Here is a 26,443-nt window from a genome sequence, read left to right on the forward strand (position 1 = left end):
GCGACCACGGCCGCATTGGGTCTCGCCGGCCCAAGGCATTCGCCCCAGCCGACGGTCCCGTCATCGCATTCGATCTCGACTAGCACATGCGCGCGCCGATCAAAGCGCATCGACGCGCTTTCGAACGGCACCGCCAGCCGATGCTCGAGGAGATGCGTGCGGACGGCGGTGATCTTCATGCCACTCCTCCCTGCCCGTCACGCTTTGCGCTTGTGACTGCCGATGAGGGCGTCGAGCATCTCGACTTCGGCCCCCGTCAGGTCCTTGAGCGGGCTGCGCACCGGACCCGCATCGAACCCCTGCAGGCGCACGCCCGCCTTGACCGCCGAAACGGCATAGCCCTTGCCGCGGTTACGGATGGCCATGAACGGATAGAAGAAATCGTTGAGGATGCGCTCGCAGGTGGCGCGGTCGCCGCTGCGCAGCGCCGCATAGAACTCGTTGGCAAGACCCGGAACGAAGTTGAAGACGGCGGACGAATAGGTGGTGAAGCCAGCACCGAGATAGGCTTCGGCAAAAAGCTCGGCGGTCGGCATGCCGCCGAGATACATCAGCCGGTCGCCCATCTTGGCGGTGACCTGGCGCACGAGGCCGATATCACCGGTGCCATCCTTGAAGCCGATCAGGTTCGGGCATTCGTCACAGAGCCGCGCCAGCGTGTCGGGCTGCAGCACGGAGTTGTCGCGGTTATAGACCATGACACCGATGCCGACCGACTGGCAGATCGTCTTCACATGGGCGTAGAGCCCTTCCTGCGGCGCATCGATCAGGTAGTGCGGCAGAAGCAGAATACCGTCCGCACCCACCCGCTCGACCGAGCGGGCAATATCGACCGCAACCTCGGTGCCGTAGCCGCAGCCGGATACGATCGCCGTATCGCCGGCAACCTCCTTGGCGGCGGCGACGATGCCGGGGATTTCATCGGGCTTCAGCGAGAAGAACTCGCCAGTTCCGCCGGCCGCAAACAGCACCGGCGCCTTGTAGCCGGCCAGCCACTCGACATGTGCCTTGTAGCTCTCCGGCGCAAAGCGACCGTCTTTGTCGAAGTGCGTGACCGGGAAGGAAAGGAGGCCCGATCCAAGCGCGGCCTTGATCTGTTCTGGGGTCATTTCGCGCGGCTCCTCCCTAATACTCGACGCGCCCTACTAAGCAAGTGATCACACACATGTCAATATGTCATAATACAAGTTATCATATGACCTTCGAAATTCAATGACCCACGCCTTCGGCGCCGAATCTCGTTTCATCTGCCACGCAGCACAAAACCCCAGCGAGCTAGGTATTCAAACGCGCCAGGCTCTCCATTCATGTTGCAGATAACATATATTATATGTTAGCCGATATTGTATGATGTGACTGACTGATGGTCGACGGGACCCTACCCGCCGACATGAAGGAGATGGGCGATGGAACGACTTCTGATCACCGGCGCAGCAGGCCAATTGGGCCGCGTCATGCGCAAAAAGCTCGCCCCGATGGCAAAGGTGATCCGACTTTCCGACCGTTCGCAGCTCGACCCACCCGGTGAGAACGAAGAATGCGTTCAGTGCGACCTCGCCGATGCCGGCGCTGTCCATGACCTTGTTGCCGGCTGCGATGCAATCCTGCATCTGGGAGGCATATCCGTCGAACGGCCCTTTTCCGAAATCCTCGACGGCAACATTCTCGGCCTCTACAACCTCTACGAAGCTGCGCGCGCCAACGACAAGCCGCGCATCCTGTTCGCCAGCACCAACCACACGATCGGCTACTATCCGCAAAACGAGCGGCTCGGCCCGAATGCCCCCTACCGGCCGGACGGGCTCTACGGTGTGTCGAAGTGCTTCGGCGAAGCACTTGCCCGCATGTACTTCGAGAAGGTCGGCCAGGAGACGGCGCTGGTGCGCATAGGCTCGTGCCTGCCGGAGCCCATCAACTACCGCATGCTGTCCACCTGGCTTTCGCATGACGACTTCGCATCCCTGATCGAAGCCGTATTCCGCGTCCCGGTTCTCGGCTGCCCGGTCGTCTGGGGCGCGTCTGCCAACGACGCCGGCTGGTGGGACAATTCGCACATTGGATGGCTCGGCTGGCGACCGAAGGACAATGCCGAAGTCTTCCGCGACAAGATTGCCGCAAGCAGCCCGAAGCCGGACCCGAGCGACTCGCTCGTGCGGTATCAGGGCGGCGCATTCGTCGATGATCCGATCTTTGAGGAGTAGGTTCTACGCCTTGCCAATGGATTGCGCCCTTGATCGGCAATGGCGTATCCAGAAACTCACACCAAGTCCCAGAAACGGCCATACCCATGAGCAACGTCACCGCCCCCGACAACACAACCCCGCAAGGCAAGACGCTGGTGGCCCGGGTGACCGACGCACTTGGCGGACAGATCGCTGGCGGACACTATAAGCCGGGCGATCGCCTGCCATCGGAGGCGCAGCTTACCCAGGAGTTCGGCGTCAGCCGCACGGTCGTGCGCGAAGCGATCGCGGCGCTACGCTCCGGCGGGCTGGTCGAAGCGAGACACGGTATCGGCGTTTTCGTGCTGGAACCCACGCCAGTGGCTCCGCTGCCTTTCCATGGCGTGGATCTCGCGCGCGTCTCTTCGCTGATCGAAATGCTGGAACTCAGGACCGCCGTCGAAGGTGATGCCGCCGCCCTTGCCGCCCTGCGCCGCTCGCCGGCCCAGGAAGAAAAAATCGTCGAAGCCTTCGACAGCTTCTGCGCGAGTGCTGCTGAGGGTCGCCCTACTGCGGAAGCCGATTTCAACTTTCACCTGGCGATTTCCCAGGCGACCAACAATCCGCGCTTCAGCGAGTTCCTGCAGATGCTGGGCACGGCGCTCATTCCCCGACGCGCGGTTTCCGAAAGCGGCGAGGAAACCGTTCTGGCGGCGGCGGAACTGTCGCGATTGATCTCGGAACACGAGGCCATTCTCATCGCGATCCAGGATGGCGACGAGGAACAGGCGCGCAGCGCCATGCGCCAGCACCTCAAGAACAGCCAGGTGCGCTATCGTTCGATGTTGCGCGCGGCCCGCTAGAGCATCCCACTCAGGCGCGGCCAAGCCGGCGTATGTTGCTCGCAAGCTCGGCCGCCAGGCGAAGTGCGGCCGCCGTCGCGCCGGCCATCTGCGGCATGATCAGCCATTCGAGCGTCCAGGCGGCACCGGAGCGCTCCTGCTCGTGTACCAGCGCGTGGTGCATGCCGGAGAGCTGGGTCGCGTTGAACCGCGCCAAGGACACCAGAACCTCCGCCGCTACGGGGTTCTGCTTGTGCGCCATCGCCGAGGAACCACCGCCGCCGGCAAGCTCGATCTCATCGCCTTGCTGCGCCATCAGCGCGACATCCTGACCGAATTTGCCGAGGCTGCCGGTCACCAGCGACAGCGCGCTGGCAAAATCCGCGACCTCCGAGCGCTGGCTGTGCCATTGCGGAAAATCGGCAAGGCCGAGCTCTTCGGCGAGCGTGGCGCGCACTTCGTCGGCTCGATCGTCAAGTTTATCGAGCGTCCCCGCGGCGCCGCCGAACTGCACGGCGAACAGATCACGGTCCATCGCCTCGAGCCGATCGATATGATCGAGCAGCGGCTCGATCCAGCTGCGCAACCGGTCGGAGACGGTGATCGGGATTGCCGCCTGCATGCGGGTACGCCCCATCAGCGCGCGATCCCCCCATTCGCTGTCGCATTCTTCGAGCACCGAGACGACATTGCCGAGGCGCACGGCGAAAAGCTCGGCGACCGCCTTCATCCGCAACATCAGGCTGGTGTCGATCACATCCTGGCTGGTGGCGCCGAAATGCACGTATTCCGCCGCCTCGCCCCCGACGGCGGCGCGCAATTGCCGGACGAGTTCCGGCACGACCACGCCATCCACCGCCATGACGCGCTTCAGTGCGATGACATCGGGCGAAAAGGCGCGACAGGCCTCGGTGATCCGATCCGCAGCGCTCGCTGGGATGATACCGTGCACGGCTTCCGCCCGCGCAAGCGCCGCCTCGAATGCGAGCATCGCATGGATGTCGGCGGAGGCCGAAAACTCGGCGGCTACCGCCTCATCACCCAGAAGCCCGGAGAGATAAGGATGGTCGAAGGCGGAATAGGTCATGGGTTCCCCGTTTCTGCTTGCCGAACGAAATGCCACCTGCTGCATGGCGGTATCAATCACCGCCCCATGTCCAGGCGTGACATTCCTGTTCAGATGTCGAGGAAGACCGTTTCCTTCTCACCCTGCAGGTGAATGTCAAAAACATAATTAGGCGCCGCTCCCGTCGCGACAAGCGTCGCGACGCGATGACGATGTTCAATCCGCGCAAGCAGCGGATCGGCGGCGTTGGCTTCCGCCTCGTCCGGAAAGTACATGCGCGTCTGCAGGCCGACATTGATGCCACGCGCCACGATCCAGAAGCTGATATGCGGCGCCATCTTCCGGTCACGGCTGTAAGGCACGACCCCGGGCTTCACCGTTTCGAACGTGAAGACACCATCCTCGGCACCGGTCGCACAACGCCCCCAACCGGAGAAGTTCGGGTCGGCGGAGCCACGAATTTCGGTCGGCGAATTATAGAGGCCGGCAGCATCCGCCTGCCAGATCTCAACGAGCGCGTCCCTGAGCGGCATGCCGGCGCCGTCGATCACGCGGCCAGTAATGGTAATGCGCTGCCCTTTCGTCTGCTCATTCACCATGCACGATCCGAGGTCGGCTTGATAAACGCCGCCGATCCCACAGAAGTTTGGCGTTAGTCCGATGTGCACGTAAGGCCCGGCCGTCTGCGACGGCGTTTCCTTGAGATAGTTCAGCTGCTGCACCATCAGTTGCCCTCCAGCCGGTTCTCGAAAAGGGTCGAGCGGCGACCGCGCAGTACGATGTCGAATTTGTAGGCGCGCGCATCAAATGGGATCGTGTTTGCCCAGTCGAGCGGCGCGATCAGTTGCTCGATCGCCTGGCGATCCGGGATCGTGTTGACGATCGGACACTTCCAGATCATCGGATCACCCTCGAAATACATCTGGGTGATCAGGCGCTGTGCAAATCCGTGGCCGAAGACCGAGAAATGGATGTGGGCTGGCCGCCAGTCGTTGACGCCGTTCGGCCAGGGATAGGGGCCGGGCTTGATCGTGCGGAAAGCATAGAACCCCTCGTCGTCAGTGATCGTGCGGCCGCAACCGCCGAAATTCGGGTCGAGCGGCGCGAGGTAGCTTTCCTTCTTATGGCGGTAGCGGCCGCCGGCATTGGCCTGCCAGAATTCGAGCAGCGCGCCCGGCACGGCGCGGCCGCGCTCGTCGAGCACCCGCCCATGCACGATGATGCGCTCGCCAATGGCGCTTTCGCCTGCCCGCGCGAAATTGTGGATCAGGTCGTTGTCGAGGTCACCGATGACAGAATGGCCAAAGACAGGGCCGGTGATTTCCGAGATCGTGCCGTCGAGCGACAACAATGCCTTCTGTGGTGAGCGCAGCACCGAGGTCTTGTAGCCCGGCGTCAACGCCGGCGCATGCCATTGCCGGTCGCGGGGGAAAAAGGCACCCGTCTCCGGCTTTCCGTTCGATCTGTCGGTCATCATCTTCCCCCGTCAGGCAGCCTTGCCGGCATCGATCTCGGCAAAGACCTGCTTGGCGATCTTGATCGCATGATTGGCCGCCGGCACGCCGGCATAGATCGCCACATGCAGCAGCGCCTCGCAGATATCGTCGCGGCTGGCGCCCGTGTTGACGGTCGCGCGCACATGCATGGCCACCTCGTCATCCTGACCAAGGGCTGCGAGCAGCGCGATCGTCACAATCGAACGCTCCCGCTTCGTCCAGGTCGGTCGCGACCAGACGTGGCCCCAAGCGGCCTCAGTGATCAGTTCCTGAAACGGGCGATCGAAATCGGTGGAAGCCGACTGGGTCCGGTCCACATGATTGTCGCCCAGAACGGCCCGGCGCGTGGCCATGCCCTGGCGATAACGGTCCGAGGGCGTGAAGGCGTCACTCATGCGGCTTGTCTCCATGCATTGCGATTTCGAAGAAGGCGCGAAGCACCGCGGTCAAAGCCTCCGGGTTTTCGACGCAGGGGATGTGGCCGGCGTCGCGGATAACTTCGTAGCGCGCGCCGGGAATGAGGCGGGCGGTCGACAACACGACATCGGGCGGCGTCGAACCGTCCTGGTCGCCGACCACGCAGAGTGTGGGCACCACAATGCGGGCGGCCGCCTCGGTATAGTCGGCATCGCGGATGGCGGCGCAGGTGGCGACATAGCCGGTCACCGGCTGGCGCACCAGCATGTTGCGATAGCCGGCATAGGCGGTGTTTTCCGGCCGGCGGAAGGCTGGCGTGAACCAGCGCTCAAGCACGCCGTCGGCGATCCCCTCGATACCAAGTTCCTCGATGGCAGCGATGCGTGCCGCCCACATCTCGGCGGTGCCGATCTTGTGCGCCGTGTCGCAAAGAACCAGCGCACGAACGAGATCGGGCCGCCGCTGGTAGAGCGACTGTGCGATCAACCCTCCGACCGACAGGCCGCAGATGATCGCCTGCTTGACGGAGAGCATGTCGAGCAGACCGGCCAGGTCGTTGGCGTGATCCTCGATCGCGTAAGGGATCGGCCCGATATCGGAGAGGCCATGGCCGCGCTTGTCATAGAGGACGATGGCATAGTCGCCGGCGAGCCGGACCACGACGTCGCGCCAGATGCGAAAATCCGTGCCGAGCGAATTGGCAAAAACCAGCACCGGTCGGTCGCCGGTCGCGCCGATCACCTGATAGTGGATCGTGATGTCGTTGATGCGGGCAAACTGCACGGGCTCTCTCCTCCGACACCAAATTGGATATTTAATCTGGTTAGGTAAAATGATATTTCATGGCATTTCATTAACTTGAGGGTTATGAATTCCATGATCGACACCCGGGTTAAGTTTCGCCATCTGCAGACTTTTGTCGAGGTCTCCCGGCAGAAGAGCGTGATGAAGGCGGCGGAGCTGCTGCATGTCAGCCAGCCGGCCGTGACCAAGACGATCCGCGAGCTGGAAGAGGTTCTTGGCGTCGCGGTTTTCGAGCGCGACGGGCGCGGCATCAAGATAACACGTTACGGCGAGGTCTTCCTGCGCCACGCTGGCGCAGCGCTGACGGCGCTGCGGCAAGGGCTCGATTCCGTGTCGCAGGAACGCGCCGGCGACGGTGTACCGGTGCGGGTCGGAGCGCTGCCGACAGTCTCGACCCGGATCATGCCGCACGCCATGACGCTTTTCCTCCAGGAGGATACCGGCGCGCGCATCAAGATCATCACCGGCGAAAACGCAGTTCTCCTCGAACAGCTGCGCGTCGGCGATCTCGATCTAGTCGTCGGGCGGCTTGCGGCACCGGAGAAGATGGCTGGCTTCTCCTTCGAGCACCTCTATTCCGAACAGGTTGTCTTTGCCGTCCGGGCCGGCCATCCGCTGCTTGCGGGCTCGCATTCCACGTTTGCGCGGCTCGCAGATTTTCCTGTACTGATGCCTACGCGTGCCTCGATCATCCGCCCCTTCGTCGAGCGTTTCCTGATCACCAACGGCATCGCCAGCCTGCCGAACCAGATCGAGACCGTGTCCGATGCCTTCGGCCGTGCCTTCGTCCGGGCGAGCGACGCGATCTGGATCATCTCCGCCGGCGTCGTCGCCAGCGACGTCGACGATGGAACGATCGCAATCCTGCCGATCGACACCAGCGAGACGAAGGGCCCCGTCGGCCTCACCATGCGCGCCGATGCGGCACCGTCAGCGGCTCTCTCGATCCTGATGCAGACCATTCGCGAGGCAGCGACCATCGTCGCCACCAAACTGTAAGGAGGCATGCCGGGAATTCACGGCTTTACAAGCCCCGGCCAGCGACCGAGATTGCGGGTTCCGACAGACTGGTGATCCCATGCCGACTGCTCCCCTCCCCGTTGAAGCCTTTTCCCAAAAGCACGTTCCCGAAATGCTCGACTGGTTTTCGAACCTCGAAGCGCTGGTGCAATGGGGCGGCCCCGGCCTCTCGTTTCCACTGGAGGCCGCGCAGCTCGAGGCAATGCTCGCAGAGACAACGACCGTCGAGCCCACGCGATGGATGTTCGCCGGCCTGGCCGACGAAAAGCTCGCCGGTCATGCGCAGGTGGCACTCGATTGGCAAAACGGCGTCGGCCGCCTCAGCCGGGTTGCCATTAATCCGCGCATGCGGGGCCGCGGCCTCGCCCGGCCGTTTCTCCGTGAGGTGACCAGCCGCTTCTTCGCCCATCCCGCCTTCGAGCGGCTGGAGCTGAACGTCTACACCTTCAACGAGGCGGCGATCCGCACCTACCGCAGCCTCGGCTTTCGCGAGGAAGGTGTGCGCCGGTCGTCGGCCAAGGTCGGTGACGTCAGGTGGGACACGGCGATCTACGGCCTGCTCCGGAATGAATGGAACTGACCGCGCGGCGAAGCGTCAGAACGGCAGCCCGACATAGTTCTCCGCCAGCGCCGTCTCGGCGGCGACCGAATGGGTCAGGTAGTCGAGTTCGGCCTCCTGGATGCGCTGGTCGAAATCGCCGGTATCCGGAAAACGATGCAGCATCGTCGTCATCCACCAGGAGAAACGCACCGCCTTCCAGACACGCGCGAGCGCCCGTGCCGAATAGGCATCGATCCCCGCATTCGAGCGGTCCTGATAGTGTTCAAGCATCCCTTCGAAAAGATAGTGCACGTCGCTGGCCGCGAGATTGAGCCCTTTCGCGCCGGTTGGCGGCACGATATGGGCGGCATCGCCGACGAGGAAAAGCCGGCCGAAGCGCATCGGCTCGGCGACGAAGGATCGGAGCGGCGCGATCGACTTCTCGAAGGACGGTCCGGTCACCATCGCCTCGGCATGATGCTGCGGCAGCCGCCGTCGCAACTCGTCCCAGAAGCGCTCGTCGGACCAGTCCTCGATCTTTTCGTTCAGCGAGCATTGAATGTAGTAGCGGCTGCGCGTCTGAGAGCGCATCGAGCACAGTGCGAAACCACGCGGATGGTTGGCGTAGATGAGTTCGTGATCGACCGGCGGCACGTCGGCGAGGATGCCGAGCCAGCCGAAAGGATAGACCTTTTCGAAGGTGTGCAGGGCCTTTTCGGGAACTGACTTGCGGCTGACACCGTGAAAGCCGTCGCAGCCCGCGATGAAGTCGCAATCGATACGCCGGGTCGCACCATCCTTCTCAAAGGTGACGTAGGGTTGATGGCTGTCGAAATCATGCGGTTCGACATTGGGAGCTTCATAGATCGTCGTCGCGCCGGAGTGCTCGCGATGCTCCATCAGATCGCGCGTCAGTTCCGTTTGGCCATAGACCATGACGCGCTTGCCGCCGGTCAGATGCAACAGATCGATGCGGTGGTCGCGGCCGTCGAAGGCAAGCGAGAAACCGTCATGCGGCAGCCCCTCCTTGTGCATCCGCTCGCCGGCCCTGGCGCGATCCATCAATCCGACCGTGCCTTCCTCGAGCACGCCGGCGCGCACGCGGCCAAGGATGTAATCCTGGCTGACGCGGTCGAGAATGACGTTGTCGATGCTGGCTTCCGTCAGCAATTGCCCAAGCAAGAGCCCTGATGGGCCTGACCCGATGATGACGACCTTGGTGCGCATGCTCTCCTCCAGAATTGTCTTTTGACAAAATCTGCGCCGAGCGGGCTTCGCTCTCAATGGACAAATCCGCCATGAAATTGCACAAATCGAACATGACTTCAGGGAACGTGATATGAAGAAGACGGTTCCGACCTATGAGCTTTACGGCGAACGGACCGGCGAACGGCCGGATTTCTGGCTGCATTGCGAGACTATTCCGTCACGAAGCAGCCTCTACCACTGGGAGATCGGGCTGCACCGCCACGAAAGCTTCTTTCAGATCTTGTACATTGCCGGCGGCTCCGGCGACGCGGTCTTTGGCTACGCGGTGCACACGATCGAGCCGCCTATGGTTATCACCGTTCCGCCAGGCCTCAGCCACGGCTTCCGCTTCTCGCGCGACATCGACGGCTTCGTCTTCACCATCCTAGCGTCGCATCTGAAGACAACCCCCGGGGAACGCAGTCGTCTCGGCTCCTTTCTTGCGACCCCTCATCTGACCCGGCTCGATGGCCGCGAGGATGCGGCCTATGTCGCAGCAACCCTCACGCGTCTGGCCAGGGAATGGGAAACCAACCGCAGCAATCGCACCGACCTGTTGGATGCCTACCTTACCTCCGTGCTGACGCTGGCGGCACGTCTCGACGAGGCAAGCGACAGCCGAGACGATACAGCCGATAGCGAAAACGAACAGCGGGTCCAGCGCTTCCAGGCTCTTTTGCAGCAGCACCACCGCTCGCATTGGCCGGCCGCCGCCTATGCCCGCGAACTCGGCCTGTCGCTGACGCATCTGAACCGGATAACGCGTGTTATCATGGGGCTCAGCGCCCACGAGATGATCTCGCGAAAGCTTATCGGCGAAGCGAGGCGCGAACTCGTTTTCACCAGGGCCAGCGTGCAGGAAATCAGCTTCCGCCTCGGCTTTGCCGATCCCGCCTACTTCTCCCGCTTCTTCCTGCGCCAGACGGGCATGACACCGCGCGCCTGGCGCATGGCTGAGCGGGAAAGGCTCGGCGCATAGGAGCTACGGCGACGCAATAGACGCTGGGATTAAGGAGCGGTCGTCCAATCCTCGACCCGCAGACCGGGCACACGATCGAATTCCCTCCTGTTGTTTGTCACCAGTATCAGGCCCTGCGATCGCGCGTGACCGGCAATCAATTGATCGTAAGGGCCTATGGGTGTCCCACTGCGCGCGAGTTCGGCGCGCAACTGGCCTGTATGGGTCGCTGCTGCCTGGTCGTAGTTGAGAACCTCAAGACGCGCAGAAAAGCCTTCTATGACGGAAAGGTTGCGCTCGGGCATGGCGGATCTTTCCGCCCCATAGATCAACTCCATGAGACTGATCGAGCTGATGCATAGTTGGCCGTGGTGCCTGTTGAACGCCTCGCGAACCTGCTGTGGCCGGTTCTTCACCGTAAAAATACAGATATTGGTGTCGAGCATATATTTCAGCATCAGAGAGCCTCGCGCTCCTGTGGAGGCGGCTGCTCTCTCTCTGTCATGAAATCGGTCGTTACGGACTCGCCATCGAACCAACTGTCCCAGGCTTCGCCTGCGGGCGCAATGATCCGCGTTCGCCCCACCGCGACGATATCGACGCGTTTGACATCCTCTGGAAGTGCGACGGCCTTCGGCAGCCGGATCGCCTGACTACGATTGCTGAGGAAAACAGCGCCTTGCTCCGACATCTCTATCTCCGGGATATGCTTTACGTATATCCAAGATGGTATCGGTTGCGGGATATGTCAACGGGATATACAAAATCACTCGCAGCGATAGCATCTTCATCGACGTTGGCAGGGCCGCGTGGCCCACCGCTGGTCGCCATAGGCCCGCTCGCCTTCCCAAGGTCAAAAAGATTTTTGCAACGACTCAAAACAGGAGCAGAATCAATACTCGGGTCCGAGGGGGACCCGGAGGATATACGGAGGAAGACATGGCAGTACGCGATCCGTCGCCCTCGTTGTATAACGAGGATCTGGCACCGGCCGAGGAACGCCGGTGGGGCGCTTTCAGCATCTTCAATGTGTGGACATCCGACGTGCATAGCCTGTGGGGCTATTATCTCGCCGCGAGCCTATTTCTGCTCTGCGGCAGCTTCGTGAACTTCGTCATCGCGATCGGGATCGGGTCGCTGGTGATCTTCTTCCTGATGAGCCTCGTCGGCAATGCGGGCGTGCGCACCGGCGTGCCCTTCCCCGTACTCGCGCGCGCCTCCTTCGGCACGTTCGGCGCCAACGTCCCTGCCCTCGTGCGCGCGGTCGTCGCCTGCTTCTGGTATGGCGCACAGACGGCCGCCGCCTCGGGCGCAATCGTCGCCCTTCTGATCCGCAACGAAGGCATGCTGGCCTTCCACCAGAATAGCCACATGCTCGGCCATTCGACGCTTGAGGTCATCTGCTACGTCGTCGTCTGGTCGCTGCAGCTGCTCATCATCCAGCGGGGCATGGAGACCGTTCGCAAATTCCAGGACTGGGCAGGCCCTGCAGTCTGGATCATGATGCTGATCCTTGCCGTCTATCTCATCGTCAAATCGGGAACCTTCTCCTTCGGCTCTGAAATCCCGCGCGACGTTCTCATCGAGAAGACAAAAGACGCGGGCGTTCCCTGGGAACCCGGCACCTTCCCGGCGCTGGCTGCGGTCGCCGCCACCTGGATCACCTATTTCGCCGCGCTCTACCTGAACTTCTGCGACTTCTCGCGCTATGCGACGGACGTAAAGACGCTGCGCAAGGGCAATCTCTGGGGCCTGCCGATCAACCTGCTCGCCTTCTGCCTGGTCGCCGGCGTGACGACGACGGCGGCCTTTGCCGTCTATGGCGAAGTGCTGCTGCATCCGGACCAGATTTCGGCGAAGTTCGACAGCTGGTTCCTGGCTCTGCTCGCAGCGCTCACCTTTGCGGTCGCGACCCTCGGCATCAACGTCGTGGCAAACTTCGTGTCCCCGGCCTTTGACTTCGCCAATGTCTTCCCGCGGCAGATCAACTTCAAACGCGGCGGCTACATCGCCGCCCTGATTGCCCTCATCCTTTATCCCTTCGCGCCGTGGGAAACGGGTGCGGCACATTTCGTCAACTTCATCGGCTCGACGATGGGGCCGATCTTCGGGGTGATGATGGTTGATTATTATCTCATCCGCAGAGGCCAGCTCGACGTCGAGGCGCTTTACCACGAGAATGGCGAATTCCGCTTCCAGGGCGGATGGCATGGCAGCGCCTTCATCGCCTTTGCGATCGGGGCGCTGTTTTCGTCGATCCTGCCGACGTTCACGAACATCCTGCCGGCCTGGTGGGGGACCTACGGCTGGTTTTTCGGCGTCGCGATCGGTGGGGCAATCTACTACGTCTTAAGGATCGGCGCACGCAAACCTGCCTTTGCCTCCTAGTCGTTCAATGCCGTACCCGGTCGGACGATCGGGTACGGCATCCACGACATCACGAGCCTCGGCTTGGGCGACCGAGAATTTGGCGGACACCTTCTTTGGTGAAGGGCTGAGCCAGTTGCTTTAGAAATCCCGGTGCGATCTGTCCCTTGATGCCGATATCGATCGAGGATGGACGGTTGGGGTTGTAGTAGGTCCTGAAGATCAAATCCCAGATCACGACGTTCTCGCCGTAGTTCATGTTGCCTTCGCGAAGGTCTTTCGAATGATGCCAGCGATGAAGGCGCGGCGTGCTGAAGACGAGATCGAAAATGCCGGTGCGCATATCGACGTTGCAATGGGTGAGGATGCCCATGAAGGCCGTAACGGCCCCAAGCCACCAGAAAACGTCGAGCGGCGCACCGAGGCAATAGAGCGGGATCTGGCTCATCGCGAGCTTGAAGAGCGAATCGGCAACGTGGAAGCGGCCGGTATTGATGACCCAGAGCCGGACGACACTGTGGTGCAGCGCGTGGAACCGCCAAAAGAACAGTTTTTCATGGGCAATGCGGTGCGCCCAGTAGAGTCCCAGTTCGGCAATCAGCACTGCCAACGCCACCTGAACCACCATCGGCCAATCCGCGGGCCACAAGCCAAACTTCAGCGCGGCAAGTGGCTGCAGAATGTTGGCGGCGTACATGGGGAAGACGGCGGCGATCAAGCCTGCCCCTTGCAGCAACCCCTTTGTCGCCAGCGTATGCCCGATGTCGTTTACCGTCTCGCCATCCGACAACAACCAGCGTCGCTCGTAGGGGATGTAGCGTTCGAGAAGGAACAAGACAAAGACCGCGGCGGCATAGACCGTCGCGAAGGCGATCATCGGATGGGTGCTTGCGAAGGCAAAATAAGAACCCAACAGTCCGGAGAAGAACACCAAAGGCCAGGACAGATATCGCAGTATTCGCTTTAGCAGATACCTGGCCTTCGAAAGGGCGCGGCTGCGCTCTGAAATCATCAATGACGCTCCATCTATTCCAGCAACTCGCGGCACGTGCGCGGGCGGCCATCGCTGACGCGCCCATCCGAACATGGATCCAGGCTAAGGTCCGGCTCGGACCGATCGCCCCACCTCTTGCCGCCGTACATGCGCCTGACCTCGGCGCAGGTGCGTGGCTTTCCGTCACTTAGCCGACCATCACGACAGGGATCGTACAGGTGCTGTGCGGTGCGGTGCGGATCGTCCGCAATCCACAGCCCTTTGTCGTCGGCATGACCCGGACCCGCGCCGAAAAGCATCATCCACATTGGTAAGACGACCAACCGCATCGACAACCGTCCTTGTTTGAAAGCGTTATTGCCGAGCTTTGGGGGGAGCGGATTACACGAGCATTGCGGGAAGCCGAAGGATGCAACCTGACACGTCCCGAAGCAATTCATCGACTGACGGCAGATGCCCGGGGTTCGGAGCACGCGCGCGCCCTGCTGGCGTTCTGGATCAAGCAGCGGCTCGTCGTCCTTCGCGAGATGACCCGGCTTGCGTGGCGATACATGATCGAAACACAGGGCGAGGCAGCGCTGTCGCCCCTGATGCCCTTCGTGCTGGAGCGCGCCTTACCCCAACCATCGACACCATTGCCGACACGCTCGGCCAATATGAGGACGGACCGTCCTTTCAGGCGGCGATCGACCTCGTCTGGCGCTACCAGCTGGCAGGACTGAAGTCGCTCATGGCTCCCAAGCATTGAGGTAAGGGTGGGCCAGGCTCTCAGTCGTCCGAATAGCGCTCCTCGCGCCACGGGTCGCCACGCATGTGATAGCCATTCTTCTCCCAGAACCCAGCGGCATCACCCGCGCGAAAATCAATCCGCGTCAGCCACTTGGCGCTCTTCCACAGATAGAGATGCGGAACAACGAGCCGCATCGGTCCGCCATGGGTGCGGCTGATCGGCTGCCCCTCCCAGTCCGTCGCCAGGATCGCGTCCTCGGAGGCGAAGTCTTCAAGCGGCAGGTTGGCAGTGTAACCGTCATAGCTCGTCAGCATGACGTGGCTGGCCTCGGGCTTCGGCATCACATGATCCAGCAGGTCGCGGGTCGCGACACCCTGCCAGCGGTTGTCATAGCGCGACCAGGTGGTGACGCAGTGCATGTCAGAAAGCCTGTCGCTTTGTGGCAACGCCTTGAAGGCCGCCCATCCGAGCGACAAGGAATGCTCGACAAGGCCGGTAACATCGAGCCGCCAGCTTTCCGTCCGAATGATCGGCTGCTGGCCGAGGTCGAGCACCGGCCAATCCTTGACCAGGTGCTGGCCGGGCGGCAGGCGTTCGTCTTCCGGCCGGGCGATCCGTCCGGTCAGGAACTTGCCGTCTGCGGCCCAGCGTCGCTTCGTCGTCGTGAGTTTGGTTTCCGGCGGATGCGTGTCGTCGGTCATGAATCTTTACTCCCGGCCCGAATTCACTCGCCAAGCGGAAATAAGAAGGGCGCCGCTGCAGAACGTCAAGCGCAGGAGCGCGAAGTTGCTATCTTAGGACCAAGCGCAACGCGGCTTGCGTTTCCTTGAGCAGCGGCAGGTAACGCTCCGCCATCTCCGCTGCGGCCACATGCGCGGCCGGCGCACCGATGTTCAGCGCCGCAACGATCCGGCCGCGGTCGTTCTCGAGCGGAACGGCGATGGAGCAGAGACCAAGTTCCAGTTCCTGATCGATGAGGGCATAGCCCTGATCGCGCACCCGACGAAGCTCGGCGATCAAATCGTCAGGATCGGTTTTCGTATGGGGCGTGTTCGCCTTCAGGTTCGAACGCGCCAGGATCTCGCGCGCCTCGTGCTCCGGCAGTGCCGCCAGCCACACCCGCCCCATCGACGCGCAATAGGCCGGTAGACGCGAACCAGTCGTCAGGTTGATCGACATCACCCGCTTTTGCGAGGCCCGGGCAATATAGACGATTTCGGTACCATCAAGCACTGAGGCCGACGCGCTCTGCCCGGCGCGATCCGAAAGCTGGTCGAGGTAGGGCTGTATGATTGTCGGCAGCGGCGTCGCCGAGAGATAGGCATGGCCCAATCTCAGGATCTTTGGCGTCAGCGCGAAGAACTTGCCGTCGTAGTCGGCATAGCCGAGCTCGGAGAGCGTCAGAAGCGACCGTCTGACGGTCGCCCGGTCAAGGCCCGTGATCTTCGACGCCTCGGCGATCGACAGCTTCGGACGGGTCTCGTCGAAGGCTTCGATCACCGTCAGCCCTCGCGCAAAGCCGCTGACGAAATCCGTCTCTCGCATCTGACATCCCTCGATCTATCCGCCGGCATTTTGTGCGATATACGAACAAAAGTCAAATATCGCACAAAATATTTGACGGTTCGGTTCGATCGGCGCTTATTGGCATGCGGAAGAGAGCAAGCCGCCCCGCCGCCCGACAGGCCGCAGGCGCACCAAACAGCAGCGAAGAGAGGAAACATGGCGAAGATCGTTTCGCTCGCCGAGGCCGTCGGCGACAATGTCAGGGATGGCGACACCGTCGCCATGGAAGGCTTCACCCACCTGATCCCCTATGCCGCGGGCCATGAGGTGATCCGCCAGGGCCGCAAGGATCTCTATCTCGTGCGCATGACGCCTGACATTCTCTACGACCAATTGATTGGCGTCGGTGCTGCGCGTGGCATGAAGTTCTCCTGGGGCGGCAATCCGGGCGTCGGCTCGCTACACCGCTTCCGTGATGCTGTCGAAAACCAGTGGCCGCGTCCGCTGGAGATCGAGGAACATTCCCATGCGGCCATGGCCAACGCCTATGAGGCGGGTGCTGCCAACCTGCCCTTCGCGACGCTGCGCGGCTACATCGGCGCCGACCTGCCGAAAGTGAACCCCAACATCAAGTCGGTCACCTGCCCCTTCACCGGCGAGGTGCTCGCCGCCGTGCCGGCGATCCGCCCTGATGTGACGATCATTCACGCCCAGCGCGCCGACAGGAAGGGCAACGTGCTGATCGAAGGCATCGTCGGCGTGCAGAAGGAAGCCGTTCTCGCGGCCAAGCGCTCGATCGTCACGGTCGAGGAGATCGTCGACGAACTCAACCCGCCATCTCCCAACTCCCTCGTGCTCCCGGGCTGGGCGGTTACATCAGTTGCCCAAGTCCCGGGCGGCGCCTTCCCATCCTATGCGCACGGCTACTACCCGCGTTCCAACGCCTTCTACATCGGCTGGGACGAGATCGCCCGCGACCGCGACAGCTTCACCGCATGGATCAAGGAAAACGTGCTCGACGCCAAGCCGGAAGACTTCGCCAAGCATGCCGGCACCAAGCCGGCAAGAGCGGCCTAAAGGGAGGATAGAATGAGCGACTTCACCCCCACCGAAATGATGACCATCGCCGCCGCGCGGGCGCTCTCCAATGACGATGTCTGCTTTGTCGGTATCGGCGCGCCTTCTGCCGCCTGCAACGTCGCGCGGCTGACGCATGCGCCGGATATCACCTTGATCTACGAGAGCGGTACGGTCGGAACCAAGCCGGACGTGCTGCCGCTTTCGATCGGCGACGGCGAACTCTGTGACACGGCACTTTTCACTGTCTCGGTGCCAGAGATGTTCCGCTACTGGCTGCAGGGCGGCCGCATCACCACCGGCTTCCTCGGCGGCGCCCAGATCGACAGGTTCGCCAACCTCAATACCACGGTCGTCGGCCCCTATGACCATCCGAAGGTGCGGCTGCCCGGCGGCGGCGGCGCTCCGGAGATCGCTTCCAATTGCGGCCGCATCTTCATCACCATGGCACTGTCGAAGCGCGGCTTCGTCGAGAAGCTGCCGTTCATCACCTCCATGGGCCATGGCGAGGGCGGCGATCAGCGCGAGCGGCTGGGCATGAAGACCAAGGGACCGACCCGCGTCATCACCGATCTTTGCATCCTGGAACCGGATCCAGAGACGAAAGAACTGACGGTCGTTTCGATCCACCCGGGCGTGACCCGCGAGCAGATCGTCGAGAACTGCGGCTGGGCGATCAAGTTCGCCGCGCATGTGATCGAGACGCCAGCGCCGACGGAACTGGAATTGACAACCCTTCGCGACATCAATGCCCGCACCAAGAAGGCGCATCAGGGCGACAAGGAGGCTGCGTAATGGCCGAGGCATTCATCTGCGACTACATCCGCACCCCGATCGGCCGCTTCGGCGGTTCACTCTCCTCGGTGCGAGCCGACGACCTCGGCGCGATCCCACTCAAGGCACTCCTCGAACGCAACACCGATGTCGACTGGGACGCGGTCGATGACGTGATCTTTGGCTGCGCCAACCAGGCGGGCGAGGACAACCGCAACGTCGCGCGCATGTCGTTGCTGCTCGCCGGCCTGCCGGTCGGCGTGTCCGGCACGACGATCAACCGGCTCTGCGGTTCCGGTATGGATGCGGTGATCGCTGCAGCGCGGGCGATCAAGTCGGGCGAAGCCGAGTTGATGATCGCCGGCGGCGTCGAGAGCATGTCGCGCGCACCCTTCGTCATGCCGAAGGCGGATACCGCCTTCTCGCGCAACGCCGAGATCTACGACACGACGATCGGCTGGCGTTTCGTCAACCCGCTCATGAAGAAGCAGTACGGCGTCGACTCCATGCCCGAGACCGGCGAGAACGTCGCGGCGGATTTTCACGTTAGCCGCGAAGACCAGGACGCCTTTGCCGTCCGCAGCCAGGCGAAGGCTGCTGCAGCTCAAGGCAATGGCCGGCTGGCAAAGGAGATCGTCTCGGTGACGATCCCGCAGCGCAAGGGCGAGCCTGTCGTCGTCGACCGCGACGAACACCCGCGCGCAACGACGATGGAGGCGCTCGCCAAGCTTGGCACGCCTTTCAAGAAGGAAGGCGGTACGGTGACGGCCGGCAATGCCTCCGGCGTCAACGATGGCGCGACCGCCCTGATCATCGCGTCGGAAGCAGCAGTGAAGAAATATGGGCTGCGGCCGATCGCTCGCATTCTGGGCGGCGCGACCGCTGGCGTACCGCCGCGCATCATGGGCATGGGCCCGGCCCCCGCATCGAAGAAGCTGATGGCGCGCCTCGGCCTCAAGCAGTCGCAGTTCGACGTCATCGAACTCAACGAAGCCTTCGCGTCGCAGGGCCTTGCCGTGCTGCGCGACCTCGGCATCGCCGACGACGATGCGCGCGTCAACCGCAACGGCGGCGCCATCGCACTCGGCCATCCGCTCGGCATGTCCGGCGCGCGCATCACCGGCACGGCGGCCTTGGAGTTGCACGAAACCGGCGGGCGCTATTCGCTGTCCACCATGTGCATTGGCGTCGGCCAGGGCATCGCGGTGGCATTGGAGCGCGTCTAGCCGCCGCGCCAAGCTGCGACGCGGGACCCCGGTTGGCTCGGCCTCTCAATGAAGGCCGAGAAACTGTTTCAGTTCCGGTGTCTGCGGACGGGCGAAAACCTCTTCCGGCGGCCCGACTTCGTGGACACGGCCCTGATGCATGAACACGACCCGCGAGCAGACGTCGCGTGCGAATTTCATCTCATGCGTCACCATTAGCAGCGTCATGCCCTCGGCGGCAAGTTCGCGCACAACCGCCAGGACTTCCGAGACCAGCTCCGGGTCCAGCGCCGAGGTGATCTCGTCACAAAGCAGCGCGATCGGCTGCATGGCAAGCGCGCGTGCAATTGCCACGCGCTGCTGCTGCCCGCCTGAAAGCTCGTCGGGATAGGCGTCGAACTTGTGTGCGAGGCCGACGCGCTCCAGCATCTTGCGGGCGATCGCCTCCGCCTCTGGCTTCGGCGTCTTTTTCACGACCGTCTGCGACAGCATAACGTTGCCACCGACCGTCTGATGAGGAAAAAGATTGAACTGTTGAAAGATCATTCCGACCTTCAACCGCAGCGCCTTCAGATGCACCTCGTCGTCCAGGAGCTGCGCACCCGCAACTGAAATCGAGCCTCTGTTGATCGTCTCAAGGCCATTGATACAGCGAAGCAGCGTCGATTTACCCGAACCGCTCTTGCCAATGATGGCAATGACTTCGCCTGACGCGACATCAAGATTGATGCCTTTCAACACTTCCGTCGCGCCATAACTCTTGCGGACTTCAGTGATTTCGATGAGCGACATTGAGCTTCCTTTCGAGGATCTGGCTGCTCTTCGACAGGGGCCAGCAGAGCGCGAAATAGATGAGGGCCACGAGGCCGTAGACGGTGAAGGGCTGGAAGGTGGCGTTGGTGACGACAGTGCCGGCCTTCGACAGTTCGACAAAGCCGATGATCGAGGTCAGCGCGGTACCCTTTATGACCTGCACCGAAAAGCCGACGGTCGGCGGAACGGCGACTTTCATCGCCTGCGGCAGGATGACGTAACGCATCTGTTGCAGCCAGCCCATGCCGAGGCTGGCGGAGGCCTCCCATTGCCCCTTGGCGACCGCCTCGACACAACCGCGCCAGATTTCGCCCAGGAAGGCCGCGGTCCAGAGGACCAGCGCCAATCCTGCAGCAAGCCAGGCCGGTACGTCGATGCCAAATAGGCCGAGCCCGAAGAAGGCGATGAAGAGCTGCATCAGGAGCGGCGTGCCCTGAAACAGCTCAATGTAATATTTGGCGAGCGATCGCAGCGATTTGCGTTTGCTGATGCGCAGGAAAAGCAAAGCGAGCCCGACGATGCCACCGCCCAGGAAAGAGACGAGCGAAAGGACGACCGTCCAGCGAGTTGCGAGCAGCAGGTTGCGCAATATATCCCAAAGGGTGAACTCGATCATCGCGCGGTCCTCCGTGGGAAAATGAACCCGCCGATGATCGCCAGCGCTTGGCGAAGCAAGATCGCCAACGCGAGGTAGATGATCGTGGAAACGATGTAAGCCTCGAATGCGCGGAAAGTTCTCGACTGGATGAAGTTGGCGGCGAAGGTCAGGTCTTCGGCAGCGATCTGCGACACGACGGCGGAGCCGAGCATGACGATGACCACTTGGGATGACAGGGCGGGCCAGATGCGCTGAAGCGACGGCACCAGAATGACATGTCGAAAGGTCTCGAAGCGAGTCATGGCGAGACTGGCGCCAGCTTCAAACTGGCCCCTTGGCGTCGCCTGAATGCCGGCTCGAATAATCTCGCAACTATAGGCCCCGAGATTGACGATCATGGCGATATTGGCGGCTTGCAATTCGCTGAGCTGCAGGCCCAACGATGGGAGGCCGAAGAAGACGAAGAAAAGCTGGATCAGGAATGGCGTGTTGCGGATCAGCTCGACATAGGCTGCGACCACCGGCTTTAGCCAGGCCGGACCAAGCGCCCTCACCCAGGCGCAGCAGATTCCGAGCGAAATACCGGCGACTGCGCCAACCGCGATCAGTTCAGCGGTGATGCCTATCCCTTTGCCAATCTGAGGATAATATTCGAGCAGCCAGCCAAATTCGAAATGGTAATTCAAGATGCACCCCTGGTTTGACGAACATCCAGTGGCGCCGTCCCGCACTGCGGCGAGACGGCGCGGCGACGGTTGATCAGAGATCTGTCGGCAGGTCGGTGCCGAGCCACTTCTGCGCAATGGCGTTCAGCGAGCCGTCGGCCTTGGCGGCGGCGATGATGCCATTGACCTTTTCGAGAAGGGCGGGTTGCTCCTTGCTGAGCCCGATATAGCAGGGCGAGTTCTTGATAAGGAACTTCAGCTCCGGACGCTTCGGTGGGTTCTTGGCGAGAATGGCAGCGGCCACCACGTTGCCGGTTGCAACCGCCTCGACCTGCCCGGACAGGAAGGCAGAGATGGTGCCGTTGTTGTCTTCATAACGCTTGATGACGGTATCGGCCGGCACGATCTTGGTCAGTTCCAGGTCTTCGACCGCGCCGCGCGTGACGCCTACGACCTTGCCTGTAAGTTCCTCCGGCTTGGTGACCCCGAGTTCCGCGGGCGCGAACACGCCATTGAAGAAGGGGGCATAGGCGGCGGAGAAATCGATGACCTTTTCCCGATCTGGATTTTTGCCGAGGCTCGAAATCACCAGGTCGACCTTGTTTGTCTGCAGATAGGGAATCCGGTTCGCGCTAGTGACCGGTACCAGCTCGACCTTCACGCCGAGCTTGTCGCCGATCAGATTGGCCATGTCGACGTCATAGCCCATTGGCGCCATGTCCGTGCCAACGCTACCAAAAGGCGGAAAATCCTGGGGAACGGCAACGCGAAGCGTGCCGCGGGACGTGATATCGCCAAGCGCGTCGGCGTGGGAAACCGAGCCGAAGCCGATGGTGGCGGCCATCGCCGCCATGGCTATGAACAGTCGTCTTGCGAGCATTGGGTCATTCTCCTTTTTGGGTTCGCGGTGTTTTGCTGCGTGACGTCCTTGACGGCGGGGTCACGGTCTGGGGAGGAAGCGCGAGCGACCGCCGGAGGTCGGCCAGGGGATCGGGGTGTTGCGTCAGGTCCAGCCCGGTCTCCACCTCGTCCAGGTGCTCGACGGAAAGCGCGGCTGCTTTCGAAAAATCCCCTTGCTCCATCGCTTCGACGATGCGGCAATGCCCGAGGTGGGATTGCACGGCGTGAAAATCCGACTGATAGAGCATCGAGATCAGAATGGTTCTGGCCGTGAGATCGCGAAGGATCTCGATGAGAACGGCGTTATCCGCCAATTCGGCCACACGAATATGGAAATCGCCCATCAGGCAGGTGAGGCGCTGGCGATCGCCGGCTTCGATCGCCGCTTTCTCTTCGGCAAGGTGGGCATGCAGCCTGTCGCGGCCGCTCTCCGCCAGCCGCCGCATGCTGCGCAGCAGCCCAGCTTCGATGACGCGTCGCGCGCCGTAGACCATCGTCGCCTCTTCGGCAGACGGTTCCGCGACGAACCAGCCTCTACGCGGGCTGACATGAACGATGCAGCGTGTCTCGAGGCGCATCATCGCTTCGCGCACACGAGTCCGCGACACGCCGAAGAGAGAGGCCAGTTGGTTCTCGCTGAGCCGTGTGCCGGGCTTTATGCGGCCCGAGAGGATGCCGGAGACGATGGCCTTCTCGATCGGATTATGGAACGTCGGTGCTGCTCTATCTTGCATACAAGACAGGAATGCAAAGCCTGTGCCAGTCTCATATACCCGCGTCTTCAAAGGCTTGCGGGAGATCCGTTCTCATCTTTCGCCTATCCGGATGCAGTCAGCTCGCTTTCTGGGCACCGTTTTTCAGGCAGCAGATATCGGCGCGCCACCCACGTCCGGTCGGAGCGAGCATTCTCCTCTGCGCTGGCTGCCACTCATCGCATCCTCAGGTCGAAGCCGACCGGACATGAGTCTCGCGCCAAAACAGGCCATCGTCGCCACACCGCGCACCCGGATCTATGCACGGCGTGACGAGCGAGATCGGTTGGAAAGCGGGTCTGTTGCCCGCTTCCCTATCACTCCGTCCAGATCGCGACGTCGACCGGATCGAGCCTGCGGCCGCCGACATGGAAGGTCGCACCGGCCGCTGCCGGCACGTCGACGGCCGTCTTGCCGTAGTTGAAGGCGAAGGTAAGCTTGCCGCGACGGGTGATGCGCAGATCGCCGAGATCTGCGAGCGCCTCGACCGAAGCCCAACCAAGCGCATCGCCGATCACCTTGCTCAAGAATTCACCGCGTGCCGCGGTTGCCAGATACCGCGCCTTGTCGTTGCCGACTAGCGCCGGGGCACCATTGCGGTAGTCACCCTCGAAGGTCGCAAGCACGCTCTCTCTGGTCCTGACCGTCTCGCGCCAGACGCCAGCCGGGTAAGTCTCGTTGCCGTAAAGCACGCTCTCGGCATGAAACTCCGGAAGCGACTCGACGCGCGCGACGCTGACGTCGATCAGCGAGGCGAGCGGCCCTGGCGGCAAGCCTTCGGGAATGTGCATATCCTCGGTCTTGCTTCCACTGCGCGGTCCGAACAGAACCTTGGCGCCGGAAGCGGCTAGGTTCTGAACGAACGCCTGATCCGGAATTACGAGGTCGGGCGCCAGCACCAACTGGTAGCCCTCGAGATCCGAGTGCTGGCCGATGATGTCGACGTCGACGCCGAAGCGAGCGACGGTCGAGTACCAGTCGAGCGCGATCTGCGACGCCAGATAGGTGCGGCCCTGCGGCAGCGCCCGGGTCGCCCAGCGCGAATTATAGTCGAGCAGGATCGCGAGCTTGGCCTTCTCGCGGCGCTCGCCCTTCGGCAGCCGCTTCATCTCCTCGGCGACCTGCGCAACTTCGAGATATCCCTGGTCCGCCTCGCTGTTCGGCAAGAGCAGTCCGGCATGGAACTGTTCCTGCGCAAACGGCACCTGACGCCAGCGGAAATAGGAAACCATGTCGACGCCATGGGCATAGGCGAGCCAGGTCCAGAGCCGGACCATGCCGTCGGCCGGCGACTGGTTGTGCGAAGCCCAGTTCACCGGACCCGGCTGCTGCTCCATCACCCAGACGCGACCGTTGCCGACGGCGCGGTAGAGATCGTGGTTGAAGGCCGGCTGATCCGGATCGCCGACGCGGAGGTAACGGCCCTTGTCTTCGGAGGAGAGACGGCCGTTGAGCAGTCCACCCATCGGATAGACGTCCCACGACGCGATATCGATGTCCTCGCCGACCTTGTAGTGATCGAAATCGGTATTTTGCGACATGAAATTGTGCGTCACCGGACGGCCCGGCGAGTGTTTGCGGATGATATCGACCTGCGCCTTGTTGAAGCTCTTCACCTGGTCGGAGGAGAAGCGGATATAGTCGACGATATGAGTCGGGCTCGGCTCTTCCACAAGATTGTTGGGAAGTTCGACCTCGTCGAAGCTCAGATAGTTCATTGCCCAGAATGCCGTGCCCCAAGCCCGGTTCAGTTCCTCGACCGTGCCGTAGCGCTCAGCCAGCCATTCGCGGAAGGCGCGCAGCGCCTCGTCGGAATAGCTGTAGATCGTGTCGTGGTCGCCATATTCGTTATCCGTCTGCCAGGCGTGCACGAAGGCATTATTGCCGTAGCGCTCGGCCATGGCTTGCGAGATGCGCGCCGCTTCGATGCGGTAGCGGCGGCTGGAAAAGCAGTAGTGACGGCGGGCACCGAACTTGCGCACCACGCCCTTGACGTCGACGGGCAGGATATCCGGATAGCGATCGATCAGCCACTTCGGCGGGGCGGCGGTCGGCGTGCCGAGGATCACCTTGAGGCCGGCATTGCCGAGCACTTCGATCGCCTCGTCCAGCCATTCCCAATGGAACTCACCCGACCTCGGCTCGATCTTCGCCCAGGCGAATTCACCGATGCGCACCCAGGCAAGCCCGAGCTCGACCATGCGGCGCGCGTCCTCCTCCCACTTCGCGCGCGGCCACTGCTCTGGATAGTAGCAGACGCCGAGTTCCAGCATGTCGGTCTGCTGCTCTTTGGCGTTGAAGCGGTTCGATCTCGTCAGGGGCATGTGCACGGGGGTCCGGTCCTTCGTCATTTCATTCGGCCGGTTGGTTCCAGCCTCGGGTTTTGTCTGCTTGTCGTGGATATAAACGTTTATATCCACGAGCATGAAAGGGCGCCCTGTTCGGGCAAAAAAATCGTCAACGGTTCGGGTTCAAGCGATCGTCGCAGCGCTCGATGAGGTTAGGCATCAGGAGCGTCTGCAGCGCCTCCGGCGGTTCGCCTTCCATGCGCCTCAAAATATAGGCGCCGAGCAGGCTACTCGGCTCACTGATCGGCAGGTAATAGGTGGTGATCGGCGGCGCGAAATACTGGCTGACATTGAGGTCGTCGGTGGCATTGATCACCGCATCACGCCCATGCACCAGACCGCGCTCATGGAAGCCGGAGAAAGCGCCGAGCGCTGAGGCTTCGTTGGCGCAGATATAGGCGGTCGGCGCATTGCTGAGTTCAGACATCGTGAGCACGTTCTCGCGGCCGAAGGCCGGCGTCAGCCGGCCATGGGCGACGAGGGCCGGATCATAGGGCAGGCCAGCGACTTCAAGGGCACGCTTGTAGGCTTCGAGCCGGGTGATGCCGTAGCTCAAGTCAGAAAGCGGATTGAGCAGCGCGATGCGGCGATGGCCGCGCTCGACCAGCCGCGCCATCGACACCCGGATCATCTGTTCATTGTCGGCGTCGACATAGGCGTGTGGCGCGTTGTGGATGCTGGTGCCGTAGGTGACGAAGGGAAAGTCCGCCGCCTGCATGGTGCGGATGCGCGGATCGTCGGCGCGCGTGCCCGAGATGATGATGCCGTCGGCCTTCTTCAGCGACACGATCTGCTTGATGACCGCCTGGCTTTCCTCGAAATTTCGGACGGCATAGAGCGAAACGCGATAGGGGCTGTCTTCAAGCGCCCAGGAAATGCCGCTCAAGAGCTGGGCGTATTCGACGCCTTCCCACTCGTTCTGCTTCGGGCCAGGTGCGGTCATGATCGCGGCAACCTGGTAGGTCTTGCCGGTGCGCAACTGCACGCCATGCATGTTGAGTTCGTAGCCGACGCGCTCGGCCGCCTCGATCACGATCGCGCGCGTTTCCGGGCGAACCTGAGGCGAATGCTTCAGGGCCTTGGACACGGTGGCGATGGAAAGCCCCGTCTCCTGCGCGATGGTCTTGATCGTCGGTCTCTGCATGGCGTCTCTGTTCGTC

At 62.2% G+C, this 26,443-nt stretch carries 29 protein-coding genes and 1 pseudogene; 10 read left to right on the plus strand and 20 right to left on the minus strand.

Going from position 1 to position 26,443, the window contains the following annotated elements:
* Together ACTJKE_RS29885 and kdgD are read right to left on the minus strand one after the other, a co-directional pair.
* Positions 1 to 179: pseudogene (locus ACTJKE_RS29885) on the minus strand (mandelate racemase/muconate lactonizing enzyme family protein); the annotation flags it as partial.
* 18 nt (positions 180 to 197) lie between these two features.
* A complete protein-coding gene (gene kdgD, locus ACTJKE_RS29890; protein WP_440693394.1) occupies positions 198 to 1,109 on the minus strand; it encodes a 5-dehydro-4-deoxyglucarate dehydratase in 912 nt (303 codons plus the stop codon).
* 297 nt (positions 1,110 to 1,406) lie between these two features.
* On the opposite strand from kdgD, the gene ACTJKE_RS29895 reads away from it, so the two are divergent.
* Positions 1,407 to 2,201, plus strand: coding sequence for an NAD-dependent epimerase/dehydratase family protein (locus tag ACTJKE_RS29895; RefSeq protein ID WP_440638764.1), 795 nt, complete (start codon positions 1,407 to 1,409; stop codon positions 2,199 to 2,201).
* An 86-nt stretch (positions 2,202 to 2,287) separates the two neighbouring features.
* Positions 2,288 to 3,025: a FadR/GntR family transcriptional regulator gene (locus ACTJKE_RS29900; RefSeq protein ID WP_058328136.1), complete on the plus strand. Its 738-nt coding sequence runs from the start codon at positions 2,288 to 2,290 to the stop codon at positions 3,023 to 3,025.
* 10 nt (positions 3,026 to 3,035) lie between these two features.
* On the opposite strand, the gene ACTJKE_RS29905 is transcribed toward ACTJKE_RS29900, so the two are convergent.
* The 5 genes from ACTJKE_RS29905 to pcaD all read right to left on the minus strand — a co-directional run bounded on the left by ACTJKE_RS29905 (position 3,036) and on the right by pcaD (position 6,766).
* Positions 3,036 to 4,091, minus strand: a complete 1,056-nt coding sequence (locus tag ACTJKE_RS29905; protein ID WP_058328135.1) for a 3-carboxy-cis,cis-muconate cycloisomerase — start codon at positions 4,089 to 4,091, stop codon at positions 3,036 to 3,038.
* Between the two features lie 89 nt (positions 4,092 to 4,180).
* Positions 4,181 to 4,795 (minus strand): protocatechuate 3,4-dioxygenase subunit alpha, encoded by a 615-nt coding sequence (pcaG, locus tag ACTJKE_RS29910; protein ID WP_058328134.1) that lies wholly within the window; start codon positions 4,793 to 4,795, stop codon positions 4,181 to 4,183.
* On the minus strand, positions 4,795 to 5,544 hold the full coding sequence (gene pcaH, locus ACTJKE_RS29915; protein ID WP_440638767.1) for a protocatechuate 3,4-dioxygenase subunit beta: 750 nt from the start codon (positions 5,542 to 5,544) through the stop codon (positions 4,795 to 4,797). The genes pcaG and pcaH overlap by 1 nt, the downstream gene beginning before the upstream one ends.
* A 12-nt stretch (positions 5,545 to 5,556) precedes the next feature.
* A complete protein-coding gene (gene pcaC, locus ACTJKE_RS29920) occupies positions 5,557 to 5,961 on the minus strand; it encodes a 4-carboxymuconolactone decarboxylase (protein ID WP_058328133.1) in 405 nt (134 codons plus the stop codon).
* The gene (gene pcaD, locus ACTJKE_RS29925) at positions 5,954 to 6,766 is read right to left on the minus strand and encodes a 3-oxoadipate enol-lactonase (RefSeq protein ID WP_440638769.1); all 813 of its coding nucleotides are present in this window, start codon (positions 6,764 to 6,766) and stop codon (positions 5,954 to 5,956) included. Before pcaD ends, pcaC begins: the two co-directional genes overlap by 8 nt.
* Positions 6,767 to 6,859: 93 nt before the next feature.
* Here pcaD and pcaQ point away from each other — a divergent pair, with 93 nt between their 5' ends.
* Both pcaQ and ACTJKE_RS29935 read left to right on the plus strand, forming a co-directional pair.
* Complete coding sequence (pcaQ, locus tag ACTJKE_RS29930; RefSeq protein WP_113513187.1) at positions 6,860 to 7,786, plus strand: pca operon transcription factor PcaQ; 927 nt, start codon at positions 6,860 to 6,862, stop codon at positions 7,784 to 7,786.
* A 79-nt stretch (positions 7,787 to 7,865) separates the two neighbouring features.
* Positions 7,866 to 8,387 carry a GNAT family N-acetyltransferase gene (locus ACTJKE_RS29935; RefSeq protein ID WP_058328130.1) on the plus strand — a complete coding sequence of 174 codons (522 nt, stop codon included), beginning with the start codon at positions 7,866 to 7,868 and terminating at the stop codon, positions 8,385 to 8,387.
* 15 nt (positions 8,388 to 8,402) lie between these two features.
* Here the strand turns inward: ACTJKE_RS29935 and pobA are convergent, their stop codons facing one another.
* Entirely contained in the window at positions 8,403 to 9,575 is a 1,173-nt protein-coding gene (gene pobA / locus ACTJKE_RS29940) for a 4-hydroxybenzoate 3-monooxygenase (RefSeq protein ID WP_440638771.1), read from the minus strand.
* A 112-nt stretch (positions 9,576 to 9,687) separates the two neighbouring features.
* On the opposite strand from pobA, the gene ACTJKE_RS29945 reads away from it, so the two are divergent.
* Positions 9,688 to 10,575, plus strand: coding sequence for a helix-turn-helix domain-containing protein (locus ACTJKE_RS29945; protein WP_440638773.1), 888 nt, complete (start codon positions 9,688 to 9,690; stop codon positions 10,573 to 10,575).
* A 29-nt stretch (positions 10,576 to 10,604) separates the two neighbouring features.
* Here ACTJKE_RS29945 and vapC read toward each other — a convergent pair whose 3' ends face one another.
* Together vapC and vapB are read right to left on the minus strand one after the other, a co-directional pair.
* A complete protein-coding gene (gene vapC, locus ACTJKE_RS29950; RefSeq protein WP_057251702.1) occupies positions 10,605 to 11,012 on the minus strand; it encodes a type II toxin-antitoxin system tRNA(fMet)-specific endonuclease VapC in 408 nt (135 codons plus the stop codon).
* Positions 11,012 to 11,245: a type II toxin-antitoxin system VapB family antitoxin gene (gene vapB / locus ACTJKE_RS29955; protein ID WP_058328126.1), complete on the minus strand. Its 234-nt coding sequence runs from the start codon at positions 11,243 to 11,245 to the stop codon at positions 11,012 to 11,014. The genes vapC and vapB overlap by 1 nt, the downstream gene beginning before the upstream one ends.
* Positions 11,246 to 11,493: 248 nt before the next feature.
* Between vapB and ACTJKE_RS29960 the strand changes: the two genes are divergently transcribed.
* Positions 11,494 to 12,942: an NCS1 family nucleobase:cation symporter-1 gene (locus ACTJKE_RS29960; RefSeq protein WP_058328125.1), complete on the plus strand. Its 1,449-nt coding sequence runs from the start codon at positions 11,494 to 11,496 to the stop codon at positions 12,940 to 12,942.
* 49 nt (positions 12,943 to 12,991) lie between these two features.
* Here ACTJKE_RS29960 and ACTJKE_RS29965 read toward each other — a convergent pair whose 3' ends face one another.
* Positions 12,992 to 13,933, minus strand: a complete 942-nt coding sequence (locus ACTJKE_RS29965; protein WP_113513115.1) for a sterol desaturase family protein — start codon at positions 13,931 to 13,933, stop codon at positions 12,992 to 12,994.
* A 523-nt stretch (positions 13,934 to 14,456) separates the two neighbouring features.
* On the opposite strand from ACTJKE_RS29965, the gene ACTJKE_RS29970 reads away from it, so the two are divergent.
* On the plus strand, positions 14,457 to 14,663 hold the full coding sequence (locus ACTJKE_RS29970) for a hypothetical protein (protein WP_156414669.1): 207 nt from the start codon (positions 14,457 to 14,459) through the stop codon (positions 14,661 to 14,663).
* Positions 14,664 to 14,683: 20 nt separating this feature from the next.
* Here the strand turns inward: ACTJKE_RS29970 and ACTJKE_RS29975 are convergent, their stop codons facing one another.
* Positions 14,684 to 15,346: a sulfite oxidase-like oxidoreductase gene (locus ACTJKE_RS29975; protein WP_057251707.1), complete on the minus strand. Its 663-nt coding sequence runs from the start codon at positions 15,344 to 15,346 to the stop codon at positions 14,684 to 14,686.
* An 88-nt stretch (positions 15,347 to 15,434) separates the two neighbouring features.
* Complete coding sequence (locus tag ACTJKE_RS29980) at positions 15,435 to 16,190, minus strand: IclR family transcriptional regulator (protein ID WP_057251708.1); 756 nt, start codon at positions 16,188 to 16,190, stop codon at positions 15,435 to 15,437.
* 177 nt (positions 16,191 to 16,367) lie between these two features.
* Here ACTJKE_RS29980 and ACTJKE_RS29985 point away from each other — a divergent pair, with 177 nt between their 5' ends.
* From ACTJKE_RS29985 to pcaF, 3 genes are read left to right on the plus strand one after another with little or no spacing between them, the layout of a single operon-like run.
* Positions 16,368 to 17,228: a CoA transferase subunit A gene (locus ACTJKE_RS29985; RefSeq protein ID WP_057251709.1), complete on the plus strand. Its 861-nt coding sequence runs from the start codon at positions 16,368 to 16,370 to the stop codon at positions 17,226 to 17,228.
* Positions 17,229 to 17,240: 12 nt separating this feature from the next.
* On the plus strand, positions 17,241 to 18,023 hold the full coding sequence (locus ACTJKE_RS29990) for a CoA-transferase subunit beta (RefSeq protein WP_113132220.1): 783 nt from the start codon (positions 17,241 to 17,243) through the stop codon (positions 18,021 to 18,023).
* Positions 18,023 to 19,228, plus strand: coding sequence for a 3-oxoadipyl-CoA thiolase (pcaF, locus tag ACTJKE_RS29995; RefSeq protein WP_057251711.1), 1,206 nt, complete (start codon positions 18,023 to 18,025; stop codon positions 19,226 to 19,228). Before ACTJKE_RS29990 ends, pcaF begins: the two co-directional genes overlap by 1 nt.
* A 45-nt stretch (positions 19,229 to 19,273) precedes the next feature.
* Here pcaF and ACTJKE_RS30000 read toward each other — a convergent pair whose 3' ends face one another.
* The 7 genes from ACTJKE_RS30000 to ACTJKE_RS30030 all read right to left on the minus strand — a co-directional run bounded on the left by ACTJKE_RS30000 (position 19,274) and on the right by ACTJKE_RS30030 (position 26,427).
* A complete protein-coding gene (locus ACTJKE_RS30000) occupies positions 19,274 to 19,999 on the minus strand; it encodes an amino acid ABC transporter ATP-binding protein (protein ID WP_057251712.1) in 726 nt (241 codons plus the stop codon).
* Positions 19,977 to 20,636 carry an amino acid ABC transporter permease gene (locus ACTJKE_RS30005; RefSeq protein WP_057251713.1) on the minus strand — a complete coding sequence of 220 codons (660 nt, stop codon included), beginning with the start codon at positions 20,634 to 20,636 and terminating at the stop codon, positions 19,977 to 19,979. The genes ACTJKE_RS30000 and ACTJKE_RS30005 overlap by 23 nt, the downstream gene beginning before the upstream one ends.
* Entirely contained in the window at positions 20,633 to 21,304 is a 672-nt protein-coding gene (locus ACTJKE_RS30010; RefSeq protein WP_057251714.1) for an amino acid ABC transporter permease, read from the minus strand. The genes ACTJKE_RS30005 and ACTJKE_RS30010 overlap by 4 nt, the downstream gene beginning before the upstream one ends.
* A gap of 73 nt (positions 21,305 to 21,377) precedes the next feature.
* Positions 21,378 to 22,163, minus strand: coding sequence for a transporter substrate-binding domain-containing protein (locus ACTJKE_RS30015; protein WP_057251715.1), 786 nt, complete (start codon positions 22,161 to 22,163; stop codon positions 21,378 to 21,380).
* A gap of 4 nt (positions 22,164 to 22,167) precedes the next feature.
* Positions 22,168 to 22,917 (minus strand): GntR family transcriptional regulator, encoded by a 750-nt coding sequence (locus ACTJKE_RS30020; RefSeq protein ID WP_058328119.1) that lies wholly within the window; start codon positions 22,915 to 22,917, stop codon positions 22,168 to 22,170.
* Positions 22,918 to 23,252: 335 nt separating this feature from the next.
* A complete protein-coding gene (locus ACTJKE_RS30025; protein ID WP_440638841.1) occupies positions 23,253 to 25,265 on the minus strand; it encodes a beta-galactosidase in 2,013 nt (670 codons plus the stop codon).
* A 127-nt stretch (positions 25,266 to 25,392) separates the two neighbouring features.
* The gene (locus tag ACTJKE_RS30030; protein ID WP_113513119.1) at positions 25,393 to 26,427 is read right to left on the minus strand and encodes a LacI family DNA-binding transcriptional regulator; all 1,035 of its coding nucleotides are present in this window, start codon (positions 26,425 to 26,427) and stop codon (positions 25,393 to 25,395) included.
* Between the last annotated feature and the right edge of the window lie 16 nt (positions 26,428 to 26,443).

It is taken from the genome of Ensifer sp. 22521 (genome assembly GCF_052044795.1).
GTDB lineage: Bacteria > Pseudomonadota > Alphaproteobacteria > Rhizobiales > Rhizobiaceae > Ensifer.